Below are 15,658 nucleotides of genomic sequence, written 5' to 3'. Positions count from 1 at the left end.
CCGTCTCTACGCTTAGGCTCTCAAAACAACCAAAAATAGAGAGAGACCTGAGATGTACCCACCTAGATCCCACTTAGCCGTGAGCCTGATCGGCGCGAGCCTGATGGCCAGCTCCGCAGCCTTCGCCGATAACCTGACCCGTGATAACGGTGCCGCCGTCGGCGACAACCAGAACTCCCAGACAGCGGGCGCTACCGGCCCGGTCCTGCTGCAAGACATACAACTCCTGCAAAAACTCCAGCGCTTTGATCGCGAACGCATCCCCGAGCGCGTCGTGCACGCGCGCGGCACCGGTGTGCATGGGGAATTCGTCGCGTCTGATGACGCCTCCGACCTGAGCAAGGCCAAGGTCTTCAGCAAAGGTGAACACACACCCGTGTTCGTGCGGTTCTCTTCTGTGGTGCACGGCAATCATTCGCCGGAAACCCTGCGTGACCCGCGCGGTTTCGCCACCAAGTTTTATACCGCAGACGGCAACTGGGACCTGGTAGGCAACAACTTCCCGACGTTTTTCATCCGTGACGCAATCAAGTTTCCGGACATGGTCCACGCGTTCAAACCTGACCCACGCACCAACCTGGATGACGATTCCCGCCGTTTCGATTTCTTCTCTCATGTCCCGGAAGCCACTCGCACCCTCACGTTGCTGTACTCCAATGAAGGTACGCCAGCCAGCTACCGCACCATGGACGGCAACGGCGTTCACGCCTACAAACTGGTGAACGCCAAGGGCGAAGTGAACTACGTGAAGTTCCACTGGAAAAGCCTGCAAGGCTTGAAGAACCTTGATCCCAAGCAGGTCGCAGAAGTCCAGTCCAAAGATTACAGCCACCTGACCAACGACTTGGTAGACGCGATCAAGAAAGGTGATTTCCCAAAATGGGACCTGTACGTTCAGGTGATCAAACCTGAGGACCTGGCCAAGTTTGATTTCGACCCACTGGACGCGACCAAAATCTGGCCAGACGTTCCCGAGCGCAAAATTGGTCAGATGGTCCTGAATAAGAATGTGGATAACTTCTTCCAGGAAACCGAACAGGTCGCCATGGCTCCGGCCAACGTCGTACCCGGCATCGAGCCTTCGGAAGACCGCTTGCTGCAAGGTCGGGTATTTTCCTACGCCGATACTCAGCTCTACCGCGTCGGGACCAACGTCCTGAGCCTGCCGATCAACGCCCCAAAGGTTAAGGTCAACAACGGCAATCAAGACGGTTCGCTGAATAGCGGTCACACGACCACCGGCGTCAACTACGAGCCAAGCCGCCTCAACCCGCGGCCTGCCGTTGAAGCCGCTCGCTACAGCCAATTGCCGGTGTCTGGCACCACCCAGCAAGCGAAGATCCAGCGTGAGCAGAACTTCAAGCAGGCGGGCGACCTGTATCGCTCGTACAGCAAGAAAGACCAGCAGGATCTGATCCAGAGCTTTGGTGAGTCGCTGGCCACCACCGACACCGAGAGCAAAAACATCATGCTCTCTTTCCTCTACAAGGCTGATCCGGAGTACGGCACAGGCGTGACCAAGGTTGCCAAAGGCGATCTCGACAAGGTCAAGCAACTCGCTGCCGCACTGAAGGACTGATCAATACCTCGCTCGCTGCGCTTCAGCTATCAGGCGTAGCGAGCCGAGGTACTTTGGAGGATTTTCCAAATGGGCAGGTTTCTATACGCACTGCTGCTATGCGTTACCACCGGCATAGCCAATGCAACTCCGACCGAAGAAACACAAGCCGACACTCAAGCGCAGTTGCGCACACTGTTTTTCCAGGCGGCACGTGACGGCCGACAGGACATGCTGAGCGAGTTCATCAACGCCAGATTCGACCTGAACGTCCAGGATGAAAAGGGTTACACCGCCTTGATTCTTGCGGCCTATCACGGCCATCAAGCGACCGTGACGCAACTATTGGAGGCAGGGGCCGATCCTTGCACCAAGGACCTGAGAGGCAATACAGCGCTGATGGGGGCTATCTTCAAAGGCGAGCTGAGTATTGCCCACCAACTGGTCGCCGCCGACTGCGCGCCAGATCAACGCAATAACGCAGGCCAGACCGCGGCCATGTACGCCGCCCTCTTCCATCGCAAGGACATCCTCGACTCCCTCGCCGCCAAAGGCGCCGATCTGAACGCCACGGATGCTATGGGCAATCAGGTGCAGAATCTTGAACGAGGGGAGTTTCAGACGGTACAGCCTGCGCGCTGAGGCCAGCGTATAGCCAAGAGCAATGCGATGGCTTAGTTAATACAGGGTGTCAGCAATACGACCTGGCAAGGCCTTGTCGTAGGCATCACCGTCAATTTCCGCCGCTGACACTTCCTTCAGGATTTGGCCTGCAGTGGGAAGAGAACTGCGCTCGACATGTCGTGCCGGATCCCACAAACCGGCTCTGATAACGGCTCTACTGCACTGGAAATAGACACTGGTCACGGTGATGTGGAGAACGGACTTCGGCAATTGGCCCTTGACCGCAAAGCGGCTTAACAGGTCGGGTTTGATCGAGATTTGAGCGGTGCCGTTGACCCGCAGAGTTTCGCCAACACCCGGTACGATGAACAACAACGCCACCCTCGGATCAGTGACGATGTTACGGAGCGTGTCGATGCGGTTGTTACCTCGACGATCAGGCAGGTACAGAGTCTTGCTGTCTTCGATGTGAACAAATCCGCCTTGATCGCCCCGCGGAGATGCATCGAGTCCGCCAGGGCCTGAGGACGCAAGGACGACAAACGGCGCGGCTTCTATGAAAGGCCTGTAAACCGGATGAATATGGTCGACTTCCTTGACCATGGACGGCCTTGCCGTGGGCCCGTAAAGCTTTTCCAGTGCCTCAGTCGTCGTCACATATGCAGTGTTTTCAGAATCCATCATGCTCTCCACGGGTTCCAGTGAGACTTATAGCCTGTTGCCTGGGCCGAATTTTGGACATAAAAAAACCGCCTTTTTCGGGGCGGTTTCTTTGACACTTTACTTGCACAGGAAACGGTTTTAGCCGTGTCGCCGAGGTAGAGTCCTGCTCTCTTTGCTCGACCATATGCGGCCAACTCTATAGAGCATAATAACTATGTCAAGCCATACAGCTTGCACTCGAGTGCTTAGGCCTTTGAAACCGGGCCTTTCAGGCCACAGCTTCCGCTTAGAAAAGGATCGAAATCAGGGTCACTCAAGTCCACCTTCGCGATCCAGGTCATGTTGAAACTCAACCTCTTCAGCAAAATTCCTGCCCATCTCCTCCGTCCATCTCCTCCGTCCATCGCTTTGCCATTCGCTCGATAGCCATGAGCTCATCAACTTTTGCCTGAGCCGCCGCAAGCTGCTCACTGAGCTGGACAATGCTTGCATCGCGTTCTTGAACGGATTTGCGCTTCAGGATCACCTCATTGACAGGAACGTAGTCTGATGCCCCGACAGCGTGAACAAGTGATTCCTTCAATGTCCGGATCTCACCACGACTGAGAGCAACCCCGTAGCTTGGGTTACGCCCGGTCGTGTTCTTGAAATAGCTCGTTGGGGGCAGCACCTTTTGGATCGACACGCTCTCCAGCATGCTGCAAATGACGTGGCTGTCTTTGCCACTGTGCTTATATCTTGGCATCTTGTCCTAGGTGTCTTGCTCCAGCGTAAAAATGGTGCGGTCACCATCAGCTGCTGGCTGGGAGGTTATTGGGGCCACCTGGATAAGGTTTTTGGAGATCACCTTCACAACGACCGCAAGCCTGCGCTTGTGCATTTCAGCATCGAGAAGCGTGTCCATGTAGCGCTTATTAGTCTTCAGCTCCGCAGTGGAACGAGCTGTCTGTTGAACAAACCCGTAATCCACTTCAACAAGGGTACCTTGCCTCAAAAGTTTGAAGATTGTTGTCGCCGGGTTCTTTTTGAGCGTCTGATCAAAAAACTCTTCTTTAGAAATATCACGCCGTTTTATGTAAACGTTATAAACGGCAGGCAGCTGGCCATAGGACAATTCGGCAGCAACATTTTCCAAACTCCAAACATGATGATCGATATCTGAGAAGCATTTGGTCAGGAACACTGGGTGTGGCTCTTTCCCAGGTTTTGGGCGTGGCATCGCCGGGATCAAAGCTTCGTTGATTCCCTCATAGCTTTCTGTCCCAACAAGAACATGAGAAATTTTCCCCTCGCCATCGACGACCAACTCGAGATACAGAATGATGATCGTCTGCAGGCACGTCCTTGAGCCAGGGTAGTAGGGTCGGAAATTTTGAAGGGTTCCAGCGCGGTTTGGAAGGGGCTTTAGCCCCTGCTGTGTCAGCTGCAGGGCAACTCGCCCATTCCCGTCCAGGAGGGGCGAACGAATGCCATTCGGCGATGTTTGGCCAATGCCCCCTTACCTACAGCAGGCGTTCCAGCATTTGACTGGCAGGGCTGAGCCATAACAGTTCCTGTGATCAATGCTGCTGATCTTGCGGCTCTACGCGAACTAACACCCGACTTGAACTTCGATGATCAAGAGCGGCGTGCCGTATTACTGGAGAACCAGTCTCGTGACATCAAGGCCGCGCCAAGCAGTGGCAAGACCACGTCCCATACCGGCCACGTGATGCGGTGACAGATCGCTCACGACCTCTCACTGCGAACCTCAGCTTGCGGCGTTCGCGGCGTCATGAAAACGCAAAAGAGGGGAAGCGGCCGCTCGCGACGTTTTTAACTCACAAGCGACAGCTTTAATTCACAAAAACCACCAATGGTTACCAACAACATAGTTTGACACAACCCCTCCCGTAAACCGGGGTCTGTAGGATGATTTTGGGTGAAGGCTACAGCAACATAGATTGACACAGATGGGCTGAGCTTCAAATATAGTGCCCGGCTGCTCACATCATAGTTTGACACGAACATTTAGAGGCAGCAGTCATGAAGACGGAGCGCATAAGATGCGATCTTCAGCACAAGCTCAATGCGATGTCTATATCTGTGCGCAACCTACGTCCGGTTCCCATAAGCACATAAACCGTATTTTTCGTCTCAAATAAGCAAGCGTGGGTGAACGAAACCCCGAGCGTTGTCCTGACCCAATCACCAAGTTGGAAGCGGCCTTTGCTGTCTTTGATAACAGTTAAAGCGTAAACCAGAGCAGGGATTAGCTCTCTATCGGTGATCGCTTTCCGCTGAAGGGTTGTAACGTCGAGATCTAATATTGCCCATTCAGCAACAAGACAATAGGCACGTGAAGGAAAATGCAGATGGGCGAGTGCCACAGCATCTGAGGGCGCGAGTTGGCACCCGCCTATTTCCTCACCTGCGGAGAGAAGTGAAATAAACCCAGCCAAATTCATTCGTTCCTCCAGTCGATCAAAACACCGACTCGAACGAGAATCATCCATCAGCATAGCTTCCAGTGAGTCGCTTGGTTCCAATGCCGACGAATAGCAGCAACCTCACCTCACAGTCTGCACGTTTACAATCCCTCCACCTCACTGAACTGGATGATTTCTATAGGCGGAATCGCAGCACAAAGCGGTTTACGCCAATAACCCACGCTATGCCACTGGCCGTGCTTGAACCCAACCTCAGGGTATGTGCCAATGTGGGTGAAGCCGAGCGCTTCATGGATGCCTATGCTTCCCGCGTTGGGTAAGGCAATACCGGCATAGGCGGCATGAAACCCCTGTTTCTCTAGAAGTGGTAAAAGCTGCTGATAAAGCGCACGACCTACCCCGTTTCGGTGCACAACCGGGTCGACATACACGGTGACATCCACCGACCAACGATAGGCTTCCCTCGCTCGATGCTGGCTTGCATAAGCGTATCCAACGACCTTGCCTTCCACCTCGGCCACCAGATAGGGATGCGTCGGCAGTGTTGCGGCTATTCGTGCGGCCATCTCATCAACAGTCGGTGGTATCAGCTCGAACGAGATGACCGTGTCCAAAACCATTGGCGCGTAGATAGCCTGGATGGCGGAGGCATCAGCGGGTGTGGCAACCCTCACGTTGTAATTCATTTCTTTCCTTGCTGCCCCTGTAAAGAATTGTGTTTGAAGGGCTGACCCATGCAAGGCTCGGCCCTTCAGAATGTCGCGATAGAACCGTGCGCTTTCCCTCAAACGGGCTCACCGCATCCACGTACCGCAGAGAGCACCGTTCACTGAATTGGGAGTTTCTGCTCGTGGAGACCAGGCTGCGGGATATCTACGACGACGTCTTTGCCACCGAGAACCTTCGCCAAGAATAGTGCCGTTAGCCGTGACGACTTTCTGCCAAGCAAATGCTGCTGAATTGATAGGCAGTAGCTTCTCTCCCTCAAGTTTTCATCGACTATTGGCCGAAGACGTTTCAGAGCCAACGCACCAAAGCAGCTCGCTCTGACTTGGACAGGATTACGCCGGATCTTCTATATATATTCAATTTACCGTATATCCGAATTGTCGTATATTCAATTTTCCGTACGCGGAAGAAGCATGCACTTCACGATATCCACGTACGGATCAAATTATTTGTATTGGTGAAAACCATACACCTGGAGGCCTCATGAACGAGCCAATTACTCCTACCGTTTTGTTCAAAAGCCTGGCAGATGACACTCGAACCAAAATAACGCTACTCATCGCCCGCGAGGGAGAACTCTGTGTATGCGAACTGACCGCCGCTCTTAAGCAGAGCCAACCAAAAATATCTCGACATCTCGCACTGCTGAGATCCTCCGGGTTACTGGCGGATCGGCGCCAAGGCCAATGGGTTTACTACCGACTCCATCCCGAACTGCCGACCTGGGTCACCGAAGTGCTTAAGGGTGTCGTTGATGCCAACCAGCAGTGGCTGGACACAGAAACCAAGCGGCTCTGTGGAATGAACGATCGTCCAGTCAATCAGACCGTGTGCGGCTGATCCAACCTTTCGAAACGAGCCGCTCGCATGCTAATCGCGCTACTTATTTTCATCGTCACCATCGTTCTGGTCATCTGGCAGCCCAAAGGGCTGGGTGTTGGCTGGAGTGCCTCATTGGGTGCCATGCTCGCGTTGCTGAGCGGGGTGGTCAGTCTCGGCGACATCCCGGTGGTATGGAATATCGTGTGGAACGCCACGGCGACGTTCATCGCTGTGATCATCATCAGCCTGCTGCTCGACGAGGCTGGTTTCTTCGAGTGGGCTGCGTTGCATGTCGCTCGCTGGGGAGGTGGCAGCAGCCGCAAGTTATTTGCCTTCATCATCTTGTTGGGAGCCGCAGTGTCAGCGCTGTTCGCCAATGACGGTGCAGCGCTAATCCTTACTCCCATCGTGATCGCCATGTTGCTGGCCCTGCGCTTTTCCCCCGCAGCAACTCTGGCATTTGTGATGGCCGCAGGATTCATTGCCGACACCGCAAGTCTGCCGCTGGTGGTCTCCAACCTGGTGAATATCGTCTCGGCCGATTACTTCAACATTGGCTTCAGCGAGTACGCCGCAATTATGGTGCCGGTCAACCTGGTCAGCATCGCTGCAACGCTGGGGATGCTCTTGTGGTTCTTCCGCAAAGACTTGCCCAAGACTTATGACCTGGCACAACTGCATACCCCTGAAGATGCGATCCGGGATCGTGCAACCTTCGTGGCTGGATGGTGGGTGCTGCTCGCGTTGCTGGTCGGCTTTTTCGTTGTCGAGCCACTGGGTATCCCCATCAGTGCTATCGCCGCCGCCTGCGCATTGGTGCTCTACGTCATCGCCGCCAAAGGTCACGCCATCAACACCAGCAAGGTGCTCAAGGGCGCCCCGTGGCAAGTTGTGATCTTCTCGCTGGGCATGTACCTGGTGGTGTATGGCTTGAAGAACGCCGGACTGACTGACCACATTGCTCAATTGCTCAACGTATTCGCTGGATATGGCATTTTGGGGGCATCGCTGGGTACAGGACTCCTGACCGCCGTGCTTTCTTCGATCATGAACAACATGCCAACAGTGCTCATCGGCGCGCTCTCGATCCATGCAACGGAAGCGACTGGCGTAGTTCATCAAGCCATGGTCTACGCGAACATCATTGGCTGCGATCTTGGTCCGAAAATCACTCCAATCGGCAGCCTAGCCACACTGCTCTGGCTACATGTGCTGGCTAAAAAGAACATCACCATCAGTTGGGGTTACTACTTCAAGACCGGTGTGGTGCTCACGCTTCCAATCCTCATTGCCACCCTGAGCGCCTTGGCTTTGCGCCTCAGCTTTTGATTCCAGGAGACCACGATGAAAGTCCTATTCATGTGCACCCACAACAGCTGCCGGAGCATTTTGTCCGAGGCGGTGTTCAATCACCTTGCCCCTGAAGGGATGGAAGCCGTCAGTTCCGGAAGCTTCCCAAGTGGTCGTGTAAACACGCGAGCGATTGAAACGCTCAAAGCAGCTGGTATCCCTACTGAAGGTCTTAGCAGTAAAGCATCCGATGCCTTTGAAGGGTCGCCACCAGACATCGTGATCACGGTGTGCGATCGGGCTGCCGGCGAAGCCTGTCCGATTTTCTTCGGCCCGGCGCTCAAGGCTCACTGGGGGCTGGCAGATCCCTCCGAAGCTTCGGGATCTGAAGCGCAAATCGAGGCGGCATTCCAGCAAACCCTGAGTAAAATCCAAGAGCGGGTCAACGCCTTCATTTCGTTGCCTATCGCTACGTTGAGCGAGGCAGACCTTAAAAATGAGCTAACCCGCATCGGCACGTTGTAAGCCCAGCGTCGCAGGGGCCAGGAGTTACTATGAAAGACCATTTTCCCAACATCGAAGCAGATCTCATCGACGTCCCAAGCATGGAGCGACTCACTCCTCGTGAGCCGTCCACGCATAAACCGCGCATCCTTCTGATTTACGGGTCGACCCGCGAGCGTTCGTTCAGCCGGTTGGTAACCCAAGAAGCCGCGCGGTTGTTGGAGCACTTCGGTGCGGAAACACGAATCTTCAACCCGTCAGGATTACCACTGCCTGATGATGCTCCGGATACCCACCCCAAAGTCGTGGAACTCCGCGAGCTAATGCAGTGGTCTGAAGGACAGGTGTGGTGTTCCCCAGAGCGTCATGGATCGATGAGCGCCGTCTTTAAAGCTCAGATCGACTGGGTGCCATTGGCGATGGGCGCGGTACGTCCGACCCAAGGTAAAACCCTGGCCGTCATGCAGGTTTGCGGCGGCTCTCAGTCTTTCAACGTGGTGAATCAGTTGCGGGTACTGGGTCGCTGGATGCGCATGGTGACGATCCCCAATCAGTCTTCAGTGCCCAAAGCGTTTACCGAGTTTGACGAGAATGGACGTATGAAGCCTTCGTCCTACTACGATCGCCTGGTCGACGTGATGGAGGAACTGATGAAGTTCACCCTGCTATTGCGTGACCGTCAGGATTACCTGGTAGACCGTTACTCGGAACGCAAAGAGTCGGCTGAAGAGCTGTCGAAACGGGTGAATCAGCGCTCCATCTGAAGATAGGTTAGAAAAATATTCAGCAATTCCGTGGGCACCCGAGTTAACGGAGCGCGCCGCCTTAATAATGCCAACTGCGATCGCGTACTCGCTTGGGTTGATTCTACTCGGCTGCGGCTGGATTAAAATGACATGCCCTCCGACACTTGAGTCAGCATTTCTTCGACTAAATGTGTGCCAAAGGTTGTAGTGACCATCGCCAATGGGCTTTCTCCCAAAAAACGGGCTTTGGGTTTGGAAAGCCATTGTTTGGCCTTCCCTTTGTCACCGAAAATCACCTCAGCCATGGCGGTAATGTGTGCGAACCGGAACAGGCGATCGCTCTCATGCAGCGTTAAGCGCTGGTTGGCTGACAGTTTTGTTTTCAGCGTTTTGGGTTGAATGATTCTGTCGCGTTCTTCTTCGCTTAGGGTTCCATCATCACAAAGCATTTTGATCAGGCTGACCGAGAAGCCAGCTACTATCATGTCGTGAATGTCCAGATCCGAAGCATTGACAGAGATATGAAGAAGCGCATCCAGACGCATGCGGTAAGCATGATAAACATCATGACGCAGGACGCCAGCAAACATGGGCCGCACTGATGTTGCGTTGTGCACGGGCGTCAGCACCAACGTGTCATTCGCTACCGTTAGTTCCAGGTCGTCCCCAACCCCTAACCCCATTTGGTCCAGCAATTCTTGAGGCAGATCGATGATGATCTCACCAGTGCCATCCTCAGTTTTTTGGCACCTGACTATCCAACGCTCGTTTTCACTCATGATCGTCCGGCCCTCATCCGCCATCAGAATGACACACATCATTATGCTTGGGCGCAGAGCTGACCAAAGGAATCGGCGATCCTCTGACAGACAGGCACTGCCGCTGCTCGAACGCCAGATAGCGAGTGAAAGGGCAAAAAATGGGTCAACGGCAATACCTGCCTTTCCACCTTCACATGGCTAAGCCTGAGCGTGATCAGGTAACTACACAAAAGGATATGACATGCACCCTGATGAGCTTTATGTTTCCGTCGATGTCGAGACGTCTGGGCCTATACCAGGCGAATACAGTCTGCTTTCCATTGGAGCTTGCCTTGTAGCCCAACCTGAAACGTCCATTTATCTTGAACTACGACCTGACAGTCCGAAACACGACCCCGAAGCGCTGGCAGTATCGGGGCTGAGTTTGGAGAAGCTGGAGCGCGATGGCCTCGCTCCGCAACAGGCGATGCTGACATTTGATAAGTGGCTGAAGTCGTCCTGCAAAACGGGGCAAAAGGTCATTTTCGTAGGACTAAATGCACCGTTTGACTGGTCATTCGTCAACTACTACTTTCATAAATACTTGGAAACCAACCCCTTTGGTTTTACCGCTATCGACATGAAGGCCTTCTTTATGGGCGCTGTAGGTTGCAGCTGGCAGGAAACAAAATCATCCAAAATGACCGCTGCGCTGAAGCCACTCAGCGAGCCGAACCATAACGCATTGGATGATGCCCGCTTTCAGGCAGAGCTCTTCGCTCTGATGCTAGCGGGTAAAGGTAAACGCTGACTTGCCTTCCACCCTCACGGACTTAAAGCTCATCTGACCCAGGTGGCCTCAACATATCTGCCGTCCCTGAACGACCACGCCTTGATACCTTCGGGTTTTTCGGACTTGCCGACAATAACGGCTATCGGGCGCGGCAGATCCTGCGTGTAACGTGCAGCAAATTTGGAGAAGCTGCCGATGTCTGCCGGAGAGATCACCGGAACGGATTGGGGATGCGTATGCCAATACCCTACCAGACGCAACCCTTGTTCGTTGGCAGCCTGGATCTCCTGGCGGCACCGCTCCGCATCCAACTCTAGCCAAGACCAGCCTGATCGATCGGCGCGATGGGGCACCGTGGCTAAGGCCAGCAGCAACCCTTTCGGATCAACCGGGTTGACGAATAACTGTCCCCCTCGCTCCACGCCAAAAAGGCCCTGCCGATGACTAACCAAGATGTCCGCGACAGCTTGGGACACCAATAGCTCGGAATTCACATCCGGCCATCGCCAGCGCCATGCGATATCCGTCATACCGTTTCGTCCTTATCTTCCGGCCATCCACGCTCGAGTAGGATTTGCTGCGCCCCCTCTGGCAGTTTGGGCCCTTGGTATTGGCCTCCCAGGCTCAGCACATCTTCAGGTCTGTAAATGCTGCTGATCCAAGATGCAGTGGCGATGTTGCCAGTTAATGCGCGTAGGGCCGTGTGCGACACCATAGAGGCGATATTGGTCATCCCCAGTGAGCCGCCTGGGATGAAGCTCTCCCCACAGGCGGGCAGCGGAACAACACCTCCTCCCGGCCACTCTGTAAATCTATGCACGAAATCGCCGACGTCCGTGAATAGATGACGGCCATCAAAGGTGCCGGCTGGTGCAAATAGCGCATGACCTACCTGGGTATGCGGTTCGCTCCAGGCTTGTACAAGCCCCCAAGGAGCACCGCTGGATTTGACTCGCCATACAGTGACTTCCGACTGCCAGTCTGCTGTCGTGATCACCACCAGATCTGCGTTATCGAACACTTCTGGTTTGCTGCTCATTACCACTTCGGCAAAAGTCGAATATGCGGTGCATTCTGTCGTCGGAAGATCTAACAGAATCTTGTCCCTTAACGCTGACGCTTTCAGTCTCCCTAGACTATCCGCTCCCAGAACGTGCCTCCCCAGATTGGCTGACACCAAGGTGTCAGGATCGATGAGAGTAAGGTGGCCGACACCGGATCGTGCCAACTGTATTGCGACCGCACTGCCTAGCGAGCCAACACCAACGCAAACTACCCGAGTATTTTCCAGGCGCTGTGCGGTGCCGCTTATATCGCGGGACAGAATGGACGCTCGATCAAGCACGTCCAGGGTAGTTGCCCGGACGAGCGCCGGTGGATGTGCATTTGCGATAGCTGGCCGGCGCCGCGCTGTACGCAGGCCAAACTTTGCCCCCCGCTCCTGCTGTACGCCGAGCGAGCGCACATTCAGGCAATATGTTGGAGCATCTGCCCCTCCTGGAAGCTCCAGAACAATCCATCGACTCGCCAATGTTCCATTCTGCTCAAACCATGCCAGCAATTGCTCGGCATCGTCGGGTTTAAGGTGGGGCGTTAGCCACGGCAATAAATCTTCTGGATCCGGGGTGCGGATATCCGGATAAGTCTGAAGCTTGACGTAAAAACCGGGAGTTTCGGCCGCGCGAATGACAGCGGAACGCCCGACAACCCGTCGGTAATGCCCTTTGAGTGCAGCTACGTTCGATGCTAACCAAACCGTTTCCTGACCGGATGGCACAGCCCGGCGCGGATCGCTGAGTGCAAACAACTGCGAGGCAGCCTGAGGTCGATCCAACAGTAAAAGGTTCTGGAATGACTGACCGTGCTGAAAAGACCAGTAGGTAGTGATCTCATTCTGAAATTCGATATCGCGCGTTGCCTGGCTTGATCCCAGCTTGGACAACGAAACGATCTGTGCCAAGCGAGCAAGGCTGTCCTCTACCACAACCTCCGGGGAGCCCATGATGGGGCGTTCCTGAAAGCCATGAAGGCAAAGCCCCGACCTGGTGGCATGCGGCCAAACCAGCCATGGAGAGGGTTCGACGTTCAGCCGCAAAAGCCCACGGGGAAAATTGGAGGGGAAACCAATACGCAGTCGCCGCTCCTGCCCCGTGTAATCGATGGGCAAGGGAAAGTAAAAGGACGCCGCTTCGTCAGCCCGCATGGGTGCGGGCTGGAGCAATGCATCGGCAGCGTCCTGACCTAGGGTATTTCGCAGTGCGGCGATTCCGCGCTGCAATGGCGTCGTAATAGGATCAACCAAGACGTCCAACTGGCTTTACGCTCGACTGAGAGGTTGCGCCACCGCTGGCCCCTCCGAAGAGCGAACCCATCGAAGCAGAGTTTCGAGTAGTGCCATCCGGTCGGCCGGGCATGGTCCAATTCGCAGGGATTTCATTGTTCACTGCCGTAATGAGTGCCGGTGCAATACCGAAATTCTTTTTCACTGCTTCGGCAAAGGAATCATTGGATTCAAAACTTTCCAAACCCAGTGATACGGATGCACTGGCGTCCGCATGCCACTTGGCAAATGCTTGGCGATAGCCTTGCCCTTCGCCTGGTCGATTCCACTTTTCTGCAAAGTTTTCGCCGTTATCGGCAGGGTTGCAGACAAAGCAATCGTTTCCTCTATGCGCGATGTGCTGCGGCATTCTGCGGACGATTTCCAAAATTGCATCGAGCGGAGCCAAAGGCTTCGACTGCGATTCCTTCACGACATCAAGATATGCGTGAGTGGCCAGGGTGGTGATGACCGCAGATATGGGGCGAGTATCAGCGCTCCTTGTGGTGATGGCCCATTCATCGCGATGCCGCTTGAGCAGCTTTATGGTCGCACGCAGGGGATCTTGATCGATGTAATCCTGATAATGCGGCAAAGGATCTTGTGTCGCGGCATCGAGCATTCGCTGGCTTTTGGCAACTACCAAGCTTTCCAGAGAGATTTCCTGGGCGGAGGCAACCTGTAACCAATTCGAGTACGGGATAGGGCTGCTTGCTTTCCACCCTGTGACCCGATCTGGAACCTCCAGCTTTCCCTCGCCGTTTGCTTCGCCATTTCCGTTGATTGCGCGGGCAGGCGTGACGTCGATGTGGAAGCCTGGATTTTCGTCGGCATAAACGATGCGGATGCCACGACGTAACTGTTTAACTTCTTCCTGAACGCGGGAGCCTTCCCTAAAACGCTGCTCAATCGCTTCTAAAACTTCCTTCGCACTAGCGCCTTGAGCGTGAGGGAGCCAGATAATCGCGTCCGCATCAATGGTGTCCAGATCCGCAGGCGCGCCCGGGATTGGCTTGATGGTCGTTTTCAGCCGCATCGAGCCTTGAACAAAGATGTGGGCCTCTGCGAGCAGCGGGTTGTCGGAAGCCGAGAGGATTTTTTCCAGTTGGGAGTAGCGGTCATTGATTTTTTCGTACTGCGCTTCCGACAGCGAGATCTCCCGCGCGGCGCGAAGCAGAAAATATTCCCAACTGCTGCGCTTGGTCTGTTCGTTGCTCAATAGCATTTACCTAGCCTCCTGGGCCACCGAGCCCAATTGCAGTGTTTGCGTAAACCGATCATGGTTTTCTTTGTCCCGATCGAAGATCAGGTACGTATGTTGATGCTGCGTTGTGAGCAACGCGCCAAACTCGATGGCCAATGCCGCAGGAATTGCGGCGAAGACGTGGATAGGGTCAGGAGTCAGAGCTTCAAGCTGGCTCAGCCGTATTTGAAGTGCGTCGCGAAAGGCATGAATCACTCGACGGTTCTGTACCATCGCATAGCTTGGTTCTGGGATCGCCAGCTCTGCAATACGTGCACCGGGCAGAGCGTCAGTCACGTCGCGAACTGGGACTTGCGCAGAAATAGAAAGCACCAGCGCCAGTGGCCCGTCGCCTTCGGGGGGAGGTGTAAACAAAAAAGCGGGCGGCTCGGCGGACTGATCGGGCCAGCGCAAACGATGTTCGCGGTGAAAGGAGAAGATCAAGCGCTTGGAACGGTCGCCGATACTCTGGCCCAGCATCATCAAAGCCGGGATGTCGGCCAAGCCGACTACTGCCAGCGCAGGCGAATCGCCGTAGGTGCCGCCGCGACGCTTGAGTTGCTGTTCCAGCTCATACTGGATGCTGTCTTTGACGTTTTGCCAATAGGTAGCGTCGCGGCCGCGTGGTCCGGGCGCAGGGAAAGTGATTTTGATGCCTTGATCGAAGGCGGTTAATCCCTCGGCGGACATCGCAGTCAACAGATCGCGAACGGGAATATCGTTGATTGTCTGAAAATGCTGACTTTGGACGATGAGAGGAATGGCTCTACCACCATCGGGGGTCGTTGCGGCGAGTCGGATGCGTTCCAGGTACGCTTGGTGTAAACCACTCAAATCATTTTCAGGATACCCATCTGCGTCACGATCAATTTTGTCATGACAACCTGGGCACAGGAGCATCAGATTAGCGGTATCGTTTGTGTGCGCCTCAGCATCATGATCGGCGCGTCCCCGAGGGCCTTTGGGACTGGCGGGCAGAATATGCGCCACTTCGCCCCATCTCATTGGCTTGCCGGCACGATAGTCGAACGTCAGATCCGTACCGCACAGTTCACAATGACCAGCGGTCTGTGTCCATACGATCCGCTTCGTCTCATCATTTGTGTTGAAGCGCCCGCTTGCGGGCTTAGCGTCTTCTTGTTCTGCCATTCCGACCTACCCCCGAGAAACATCCATGATTGAAAACGATGATGGCAA

General features: G+C 54.6%; 17 protein-coding genes. 7 read left to right on the top strand and 10 right to left on the bottom strand.

Annotated elements, in window-relative coordinates; genetic code table 11:
* Window positions 1–103: 103 nt before the first annotated feature.
* Both katB and ACYASS_RS25240 read left to right on the top strand, forming a co-directional pair.
* The gene (katB, locus tag ACYASS_RS25245; RefSeq protein ID WP_463588143.1) at window positions 104–1,579 is read left to right on the top strand and encodes a catalase KatB; all 1,476 of its coding nucleotides are present in this window, start codon (window positions 104–106) and stop codon (window positions 1,577–1,579) included.
* A gap of 69 nt (window positions 1,580–1,648) precedes the next feature.
* On the top strand, window positions 1,649–2,200 hold the full coding sequence (locus tag ACYASS_RS25240; protein WP_463588102.1) for an ankyrin repeat domain-containing protein: 552 nt from the start codon (window positions 1,649–1,651) through the stop codon (window positions 2,198–2,200).
* A 36-nt stretch (window positions 2,201–2,236) separates the two neighbouring features.
* On the opposite strand, the gene ACYASS_RS25235 is transcribed toward ACYASS_RS25240, so the two are convergent.
* The 5 genes from ACYASS_RS25235 to ACYASS_RS25215 all read right to left on the bottom strand — a co-directional run bounded on the left by ACYASS_RS25235 (window position 2,237) and on the right by ACYASS_RS25215 (window position 5,960).
* The gene (locus tag ACYASS_RS25235) at window positions 2,237–2,866 is read right to left on the bottom strand and encodes a pyridoxamine 5'-phosphate oxidase family protein (protein ID WP_243244692.1); all 630 of its coding nucleotides are present in this window, start codon (window positions 2,864–2,866) and stop codon (window positions 2,237–2,239) included.
* Between the two features lie 337 nt (window positions 2,867–3,203).
* Entirely contained in the window at window positions 3,204–3,542 is a 339-nt protein-coding gene (locus tag ACYASS_RS25230) for a hypothetical protein (RefSeq protein ID WP_463588101.1), read from the bottom strand.
* A gap of 54 nt (window positions 3,543–3,596) precedes the next feature.
* Complete coding sequence (locus ACYASS_RS25225) at window positions 3,597–4,151, bottom strand: hypothetical protein (protein WP_463588100.1); 555 nt, start codon at window positions 4,149–4,151, stop codon at window positions 3,597–3,599.
* Between the two features lie 748 nt (window positions 4,152–4,899).
* Window positions 4,900–5,340, bottom strand: a complete 441-nt coding sequence (locus ACYASS_RS25220) for a DUF6957 family protein (RefSeq protein ID WP_135290085.1) — start codon at window positions 5,338–5,340, stop codon at window positions 4,900–4,902.
* Window positions 5,341–5,414: 74 nt separating this feature from the next.
* A complete protein-coding gene (locus ACYASS_RS25215) occupies window positions 5,415–5,960 on the bottom strand; it encodes an arsinothricin resistance N-acetyltransferase ArsN1 family B (protein ID WP_099456556.1) in 546 nt (181 codons plus the stop codon).
* Window positions 5,961–6,486: 526 nt separating this feature from the next.
* Between ACYASS_RS25215 and ACYASS_RS25210 the strand changes: the two genes are divergently transcribed.
* From ACYASS_RS25210 to arsH, 4 genes are read left to right on the top strand one after another with little or no spacing between them, the layout of a single operon-like run.
* A complete protein-coding gene (locus ACYASS_RS25210; RefSeq protein WP_099456557.1) occupies window positions 6,487–6,843 on the top strand; it encodes a metalloregulator ArsR/SmtB family transcription factor in 357 nt (118 codons plus the stop codon).
* A 27-nt stretch (window positions 6,844–6,870) separates the two neighbouring features.
* Window positions 6,871–8,154, top strand: a complete 1,284-nt coding sequence (locus ACYASS_RS25205) for an arsenic transporter (RefSeq protein ID WP_463588099.1) — start codon at window positions 6,871–6,873, stop codon at window positions 8,152–8,154.
* Window positions 8,155–8,169: 15 nt separating this feature from the next.
* The gene (locus tag ACYASS_RS25200) at window positions 8,170–8,640 is read left to right on the top strand and encodes an arsenate reductase ArsC (protein ID WP_074754935.1); all 471 of its coding nucleotides are present in this window, start codon (window positions 8,170–8,172) and stop codon (window positions 8,638–8,640) included.
* Window positions 8,641–8,669: 29 nt separating this feature from the next.
* Window positions 8,670–9,383, top strand: coding sequence for an arsenical resistance protein ArsH (gene arsH / locus ACYASS_RS25195; RefSeq protein ID WP_322375176.1), 714 nt, complete (start codon window positions 8,670–8,672; stop codon window positions 9,381–9,383).
* A gap of 122 nt (window positions 9,384–9,505) precedes the next feature.
* Here the strand turns inward: arsH and ACYASS_RS25190 are convergent, their stop codons facing one another.
* Window positions 9,506–10,144, bottom strand: a complete 639-nt coding sequence (locus ACYASS_RS25190; RefSeq protein WP_463588098.1) for an antitoxin Xre/MbcA/ParS toxin-binding domain-containing protein — start codon at window positions 10,142–10,144, stop codon at window positions 9,506–9,508.
* A gap of 223 nt (window positions 10,145–10,367) precedes the next feature.
* Between ACYASS_RS25190 and ACYASS_RS25185 the strand changes: the two genes are divergently transcribed.
* Window positions 10,368–10,916: a 3'-5' exonuclease gene (locus ACYASS_RS25185; RefSeq protein ID WP_206403295.1), complete on the top strand. Its 549-nt coding sequence runs from the start codon at window positions 10,368–10,370 to the stop codon at window positions 10,914–10,916.
* 29 nt (window positions 10,917–10,945) lie between these two features.
* Here ACYASS_RS25185 and ACYASS_RS25180 read toward each other — a convergent pair whose 3' ends face one another.
* From ACYASS_RS25180 to ACYASS_RS25165, 4 genes are read right to left on the bottom strand one after another with little or no spacing between them, the layout of a single operon-like run.
* A complete protein-coding gene (locus tag ACYASS_RS25180) occupies window positions 10,946–11,428 on the bottom strand; it encodes a Mov34/MPN/PAD-1 family protein (protein ID WP_206403297.1) in 483 nt (160 codons plus the stop codon).
* A complete protein-coding gene (locus tag ACYASS_RS25175; protein ID WP_463588097.1) occupies window positions 11,425–13,209 on the bottom strand; it encodes a HesA/MoeB/ThiF family protein in 1,785 nt (594 codons plus the stop codon). The genes ACYASS_RS25180 and ACYASS_RS25175 overlap by 4 nt, the downstream gene beginning before the upstream one ends.
* Window positions 13,193–14,443, bottom strand: a complete 1,251-nt coding sequence (locus ACYASS_RS25170; RefSeq protein WP_206403299.1) for a nucleotidyltransferase domain-containing protein — start codon at window positions 14,441–14,443, stop codon at window positions 13,193–13,195. The genes ACYASS_RS25175 and ACYASS_RS25170 overlap by 17 nt, the downstream gene beginning before the upstream one ends.
* The gene (locus tag ACYASS_RS25165) at window positions 14,444–15,610 is read right to left on the bottom strand and encodes an SAVED domain-containing protein (protein WP_099586113.1); all 1,167 of its coding nucleotides are present in this window, start codon (window positions 15,608–15,610) and stop codon (window positions 14,444–14,446) included.
* Between the last annotated feature and the right edge of the window lie 48 nt (window positions 15,611–15,658).

This window comes from Pseudomonas sp. HP_14, from assembly GCF_055283875.1.
This window is presented reverse-complemented; position numbering and strand designations above follow the sequence as displayed.

Excerpts from the sequence above, each read along its gene's own strand:
- ACYASS_RS25205 (WP_463588099.1), top strand. The coding sequence starts at position 6,871 with ATGCTAATCGCGCTACTTATTTTCATCGTCACCATCGTTCTGGTCATC.
- arsH (WP_322375176.1), top strand. The coding sequence starts at position 8,670 with ATGAAAGACCATTTTCCCAACATCGAAGCAGATCTCATCGACGTCCCA.
- ACYASS_RS25240 (WP_463588102.1), top strand. The coding sequence starts at position 1,649 with ATGGGCAGGTTTCTATACGCACTGCTGCTATGCGTTACCACCGGCATA.
- ACYASS_RS25230 (WP_463588101.1), bottom strand. The coding sequence starts at position 3,542 with ATGCTGGAGAGCGTGTCGATCCAAAAGGTGCTGCCCCCAACGAGCTAT.
- ACYASS_RS25200 (WP_074754935.1), top strand. The coding sequence starts at position 8,170 with ATGAAAGTCCTATTCATGTGCACCCACAACAGCTGCCGGAGCATTTTG.
- ACYASS_RS25215 (WP_099456556.1), bottom strand. The coding sequence starts at position 5,960 with ATGAATTACAACGTGAGGGTTGCCACACCCGCTGATGCCTCCGCCATC.
- ACYASS_RS25165 (WP_099586113.1), bottom strand. The coding sequence starts at position 15,610 with ATGGCAGAACAAGAAGACGCTAAGCCCGCAAGCGGGCGCTTCAACACA.
- ACYASS_RS25190 (WP_463588098.1), bottom strand. The coding sequence starts at position 10,144 with ATGAGTGAAAACGAGCGTTGGATAGTCAGGTGCCAAAAAACTGAGGAT.
- ACYASS_RS25185 (WP_206403295.1), top strand. The coding sequence starts at position 10,368 with ATGCACCCTGATGAGCTTTATGTTTCCGTCGATGTCGAGACGTCTGGG.
- ACYASS_RS25235 (WP_243244692.1), bottom strand. The coding sequence starts at position 2,866 with ATGATGGATTCTGAAAACACTGCATATGTGACGACGACTGAGGCACTG.
- ACYASS_RS25210 (WP_099456557.1), top strand. The coding sequence starts at position 6,487 with ATGAACGAGCCAATTACTCCTACCGTTTTGTTCAAAAGCCTGGCAGAT.
- ACYASS_RS25170 (WP_206403299.1), bottom strand. The coding sequence starts at position 14,443 with ATGCTATTGAGCAACGAACAGACCAAGCGCAGCAGTTGGGAATATTTT.
- ACYASS_RS25220 (WP_135290085.1), bottom strand. The coding sequence starts at position 5,340 with ATGGATGATTCTCGTTCGAGTCGGTGTTTTGATCGACTGGAGGAACGA.
- katB (WP_463588143.1), top strand. The coding sequence starts at position 104 with ATGGCCAGCTCCGCAGCCTTCGCCGATAACCTGACCCGTGATAACGGT.
- ACYASS_RS25180 (WP_206403297.1), bottom strand. The coding sequence starts at position 11,428 with ATGACGGATATCGCATGGCGCTGGCGATGGCCGGATGTGAATTCCGAG.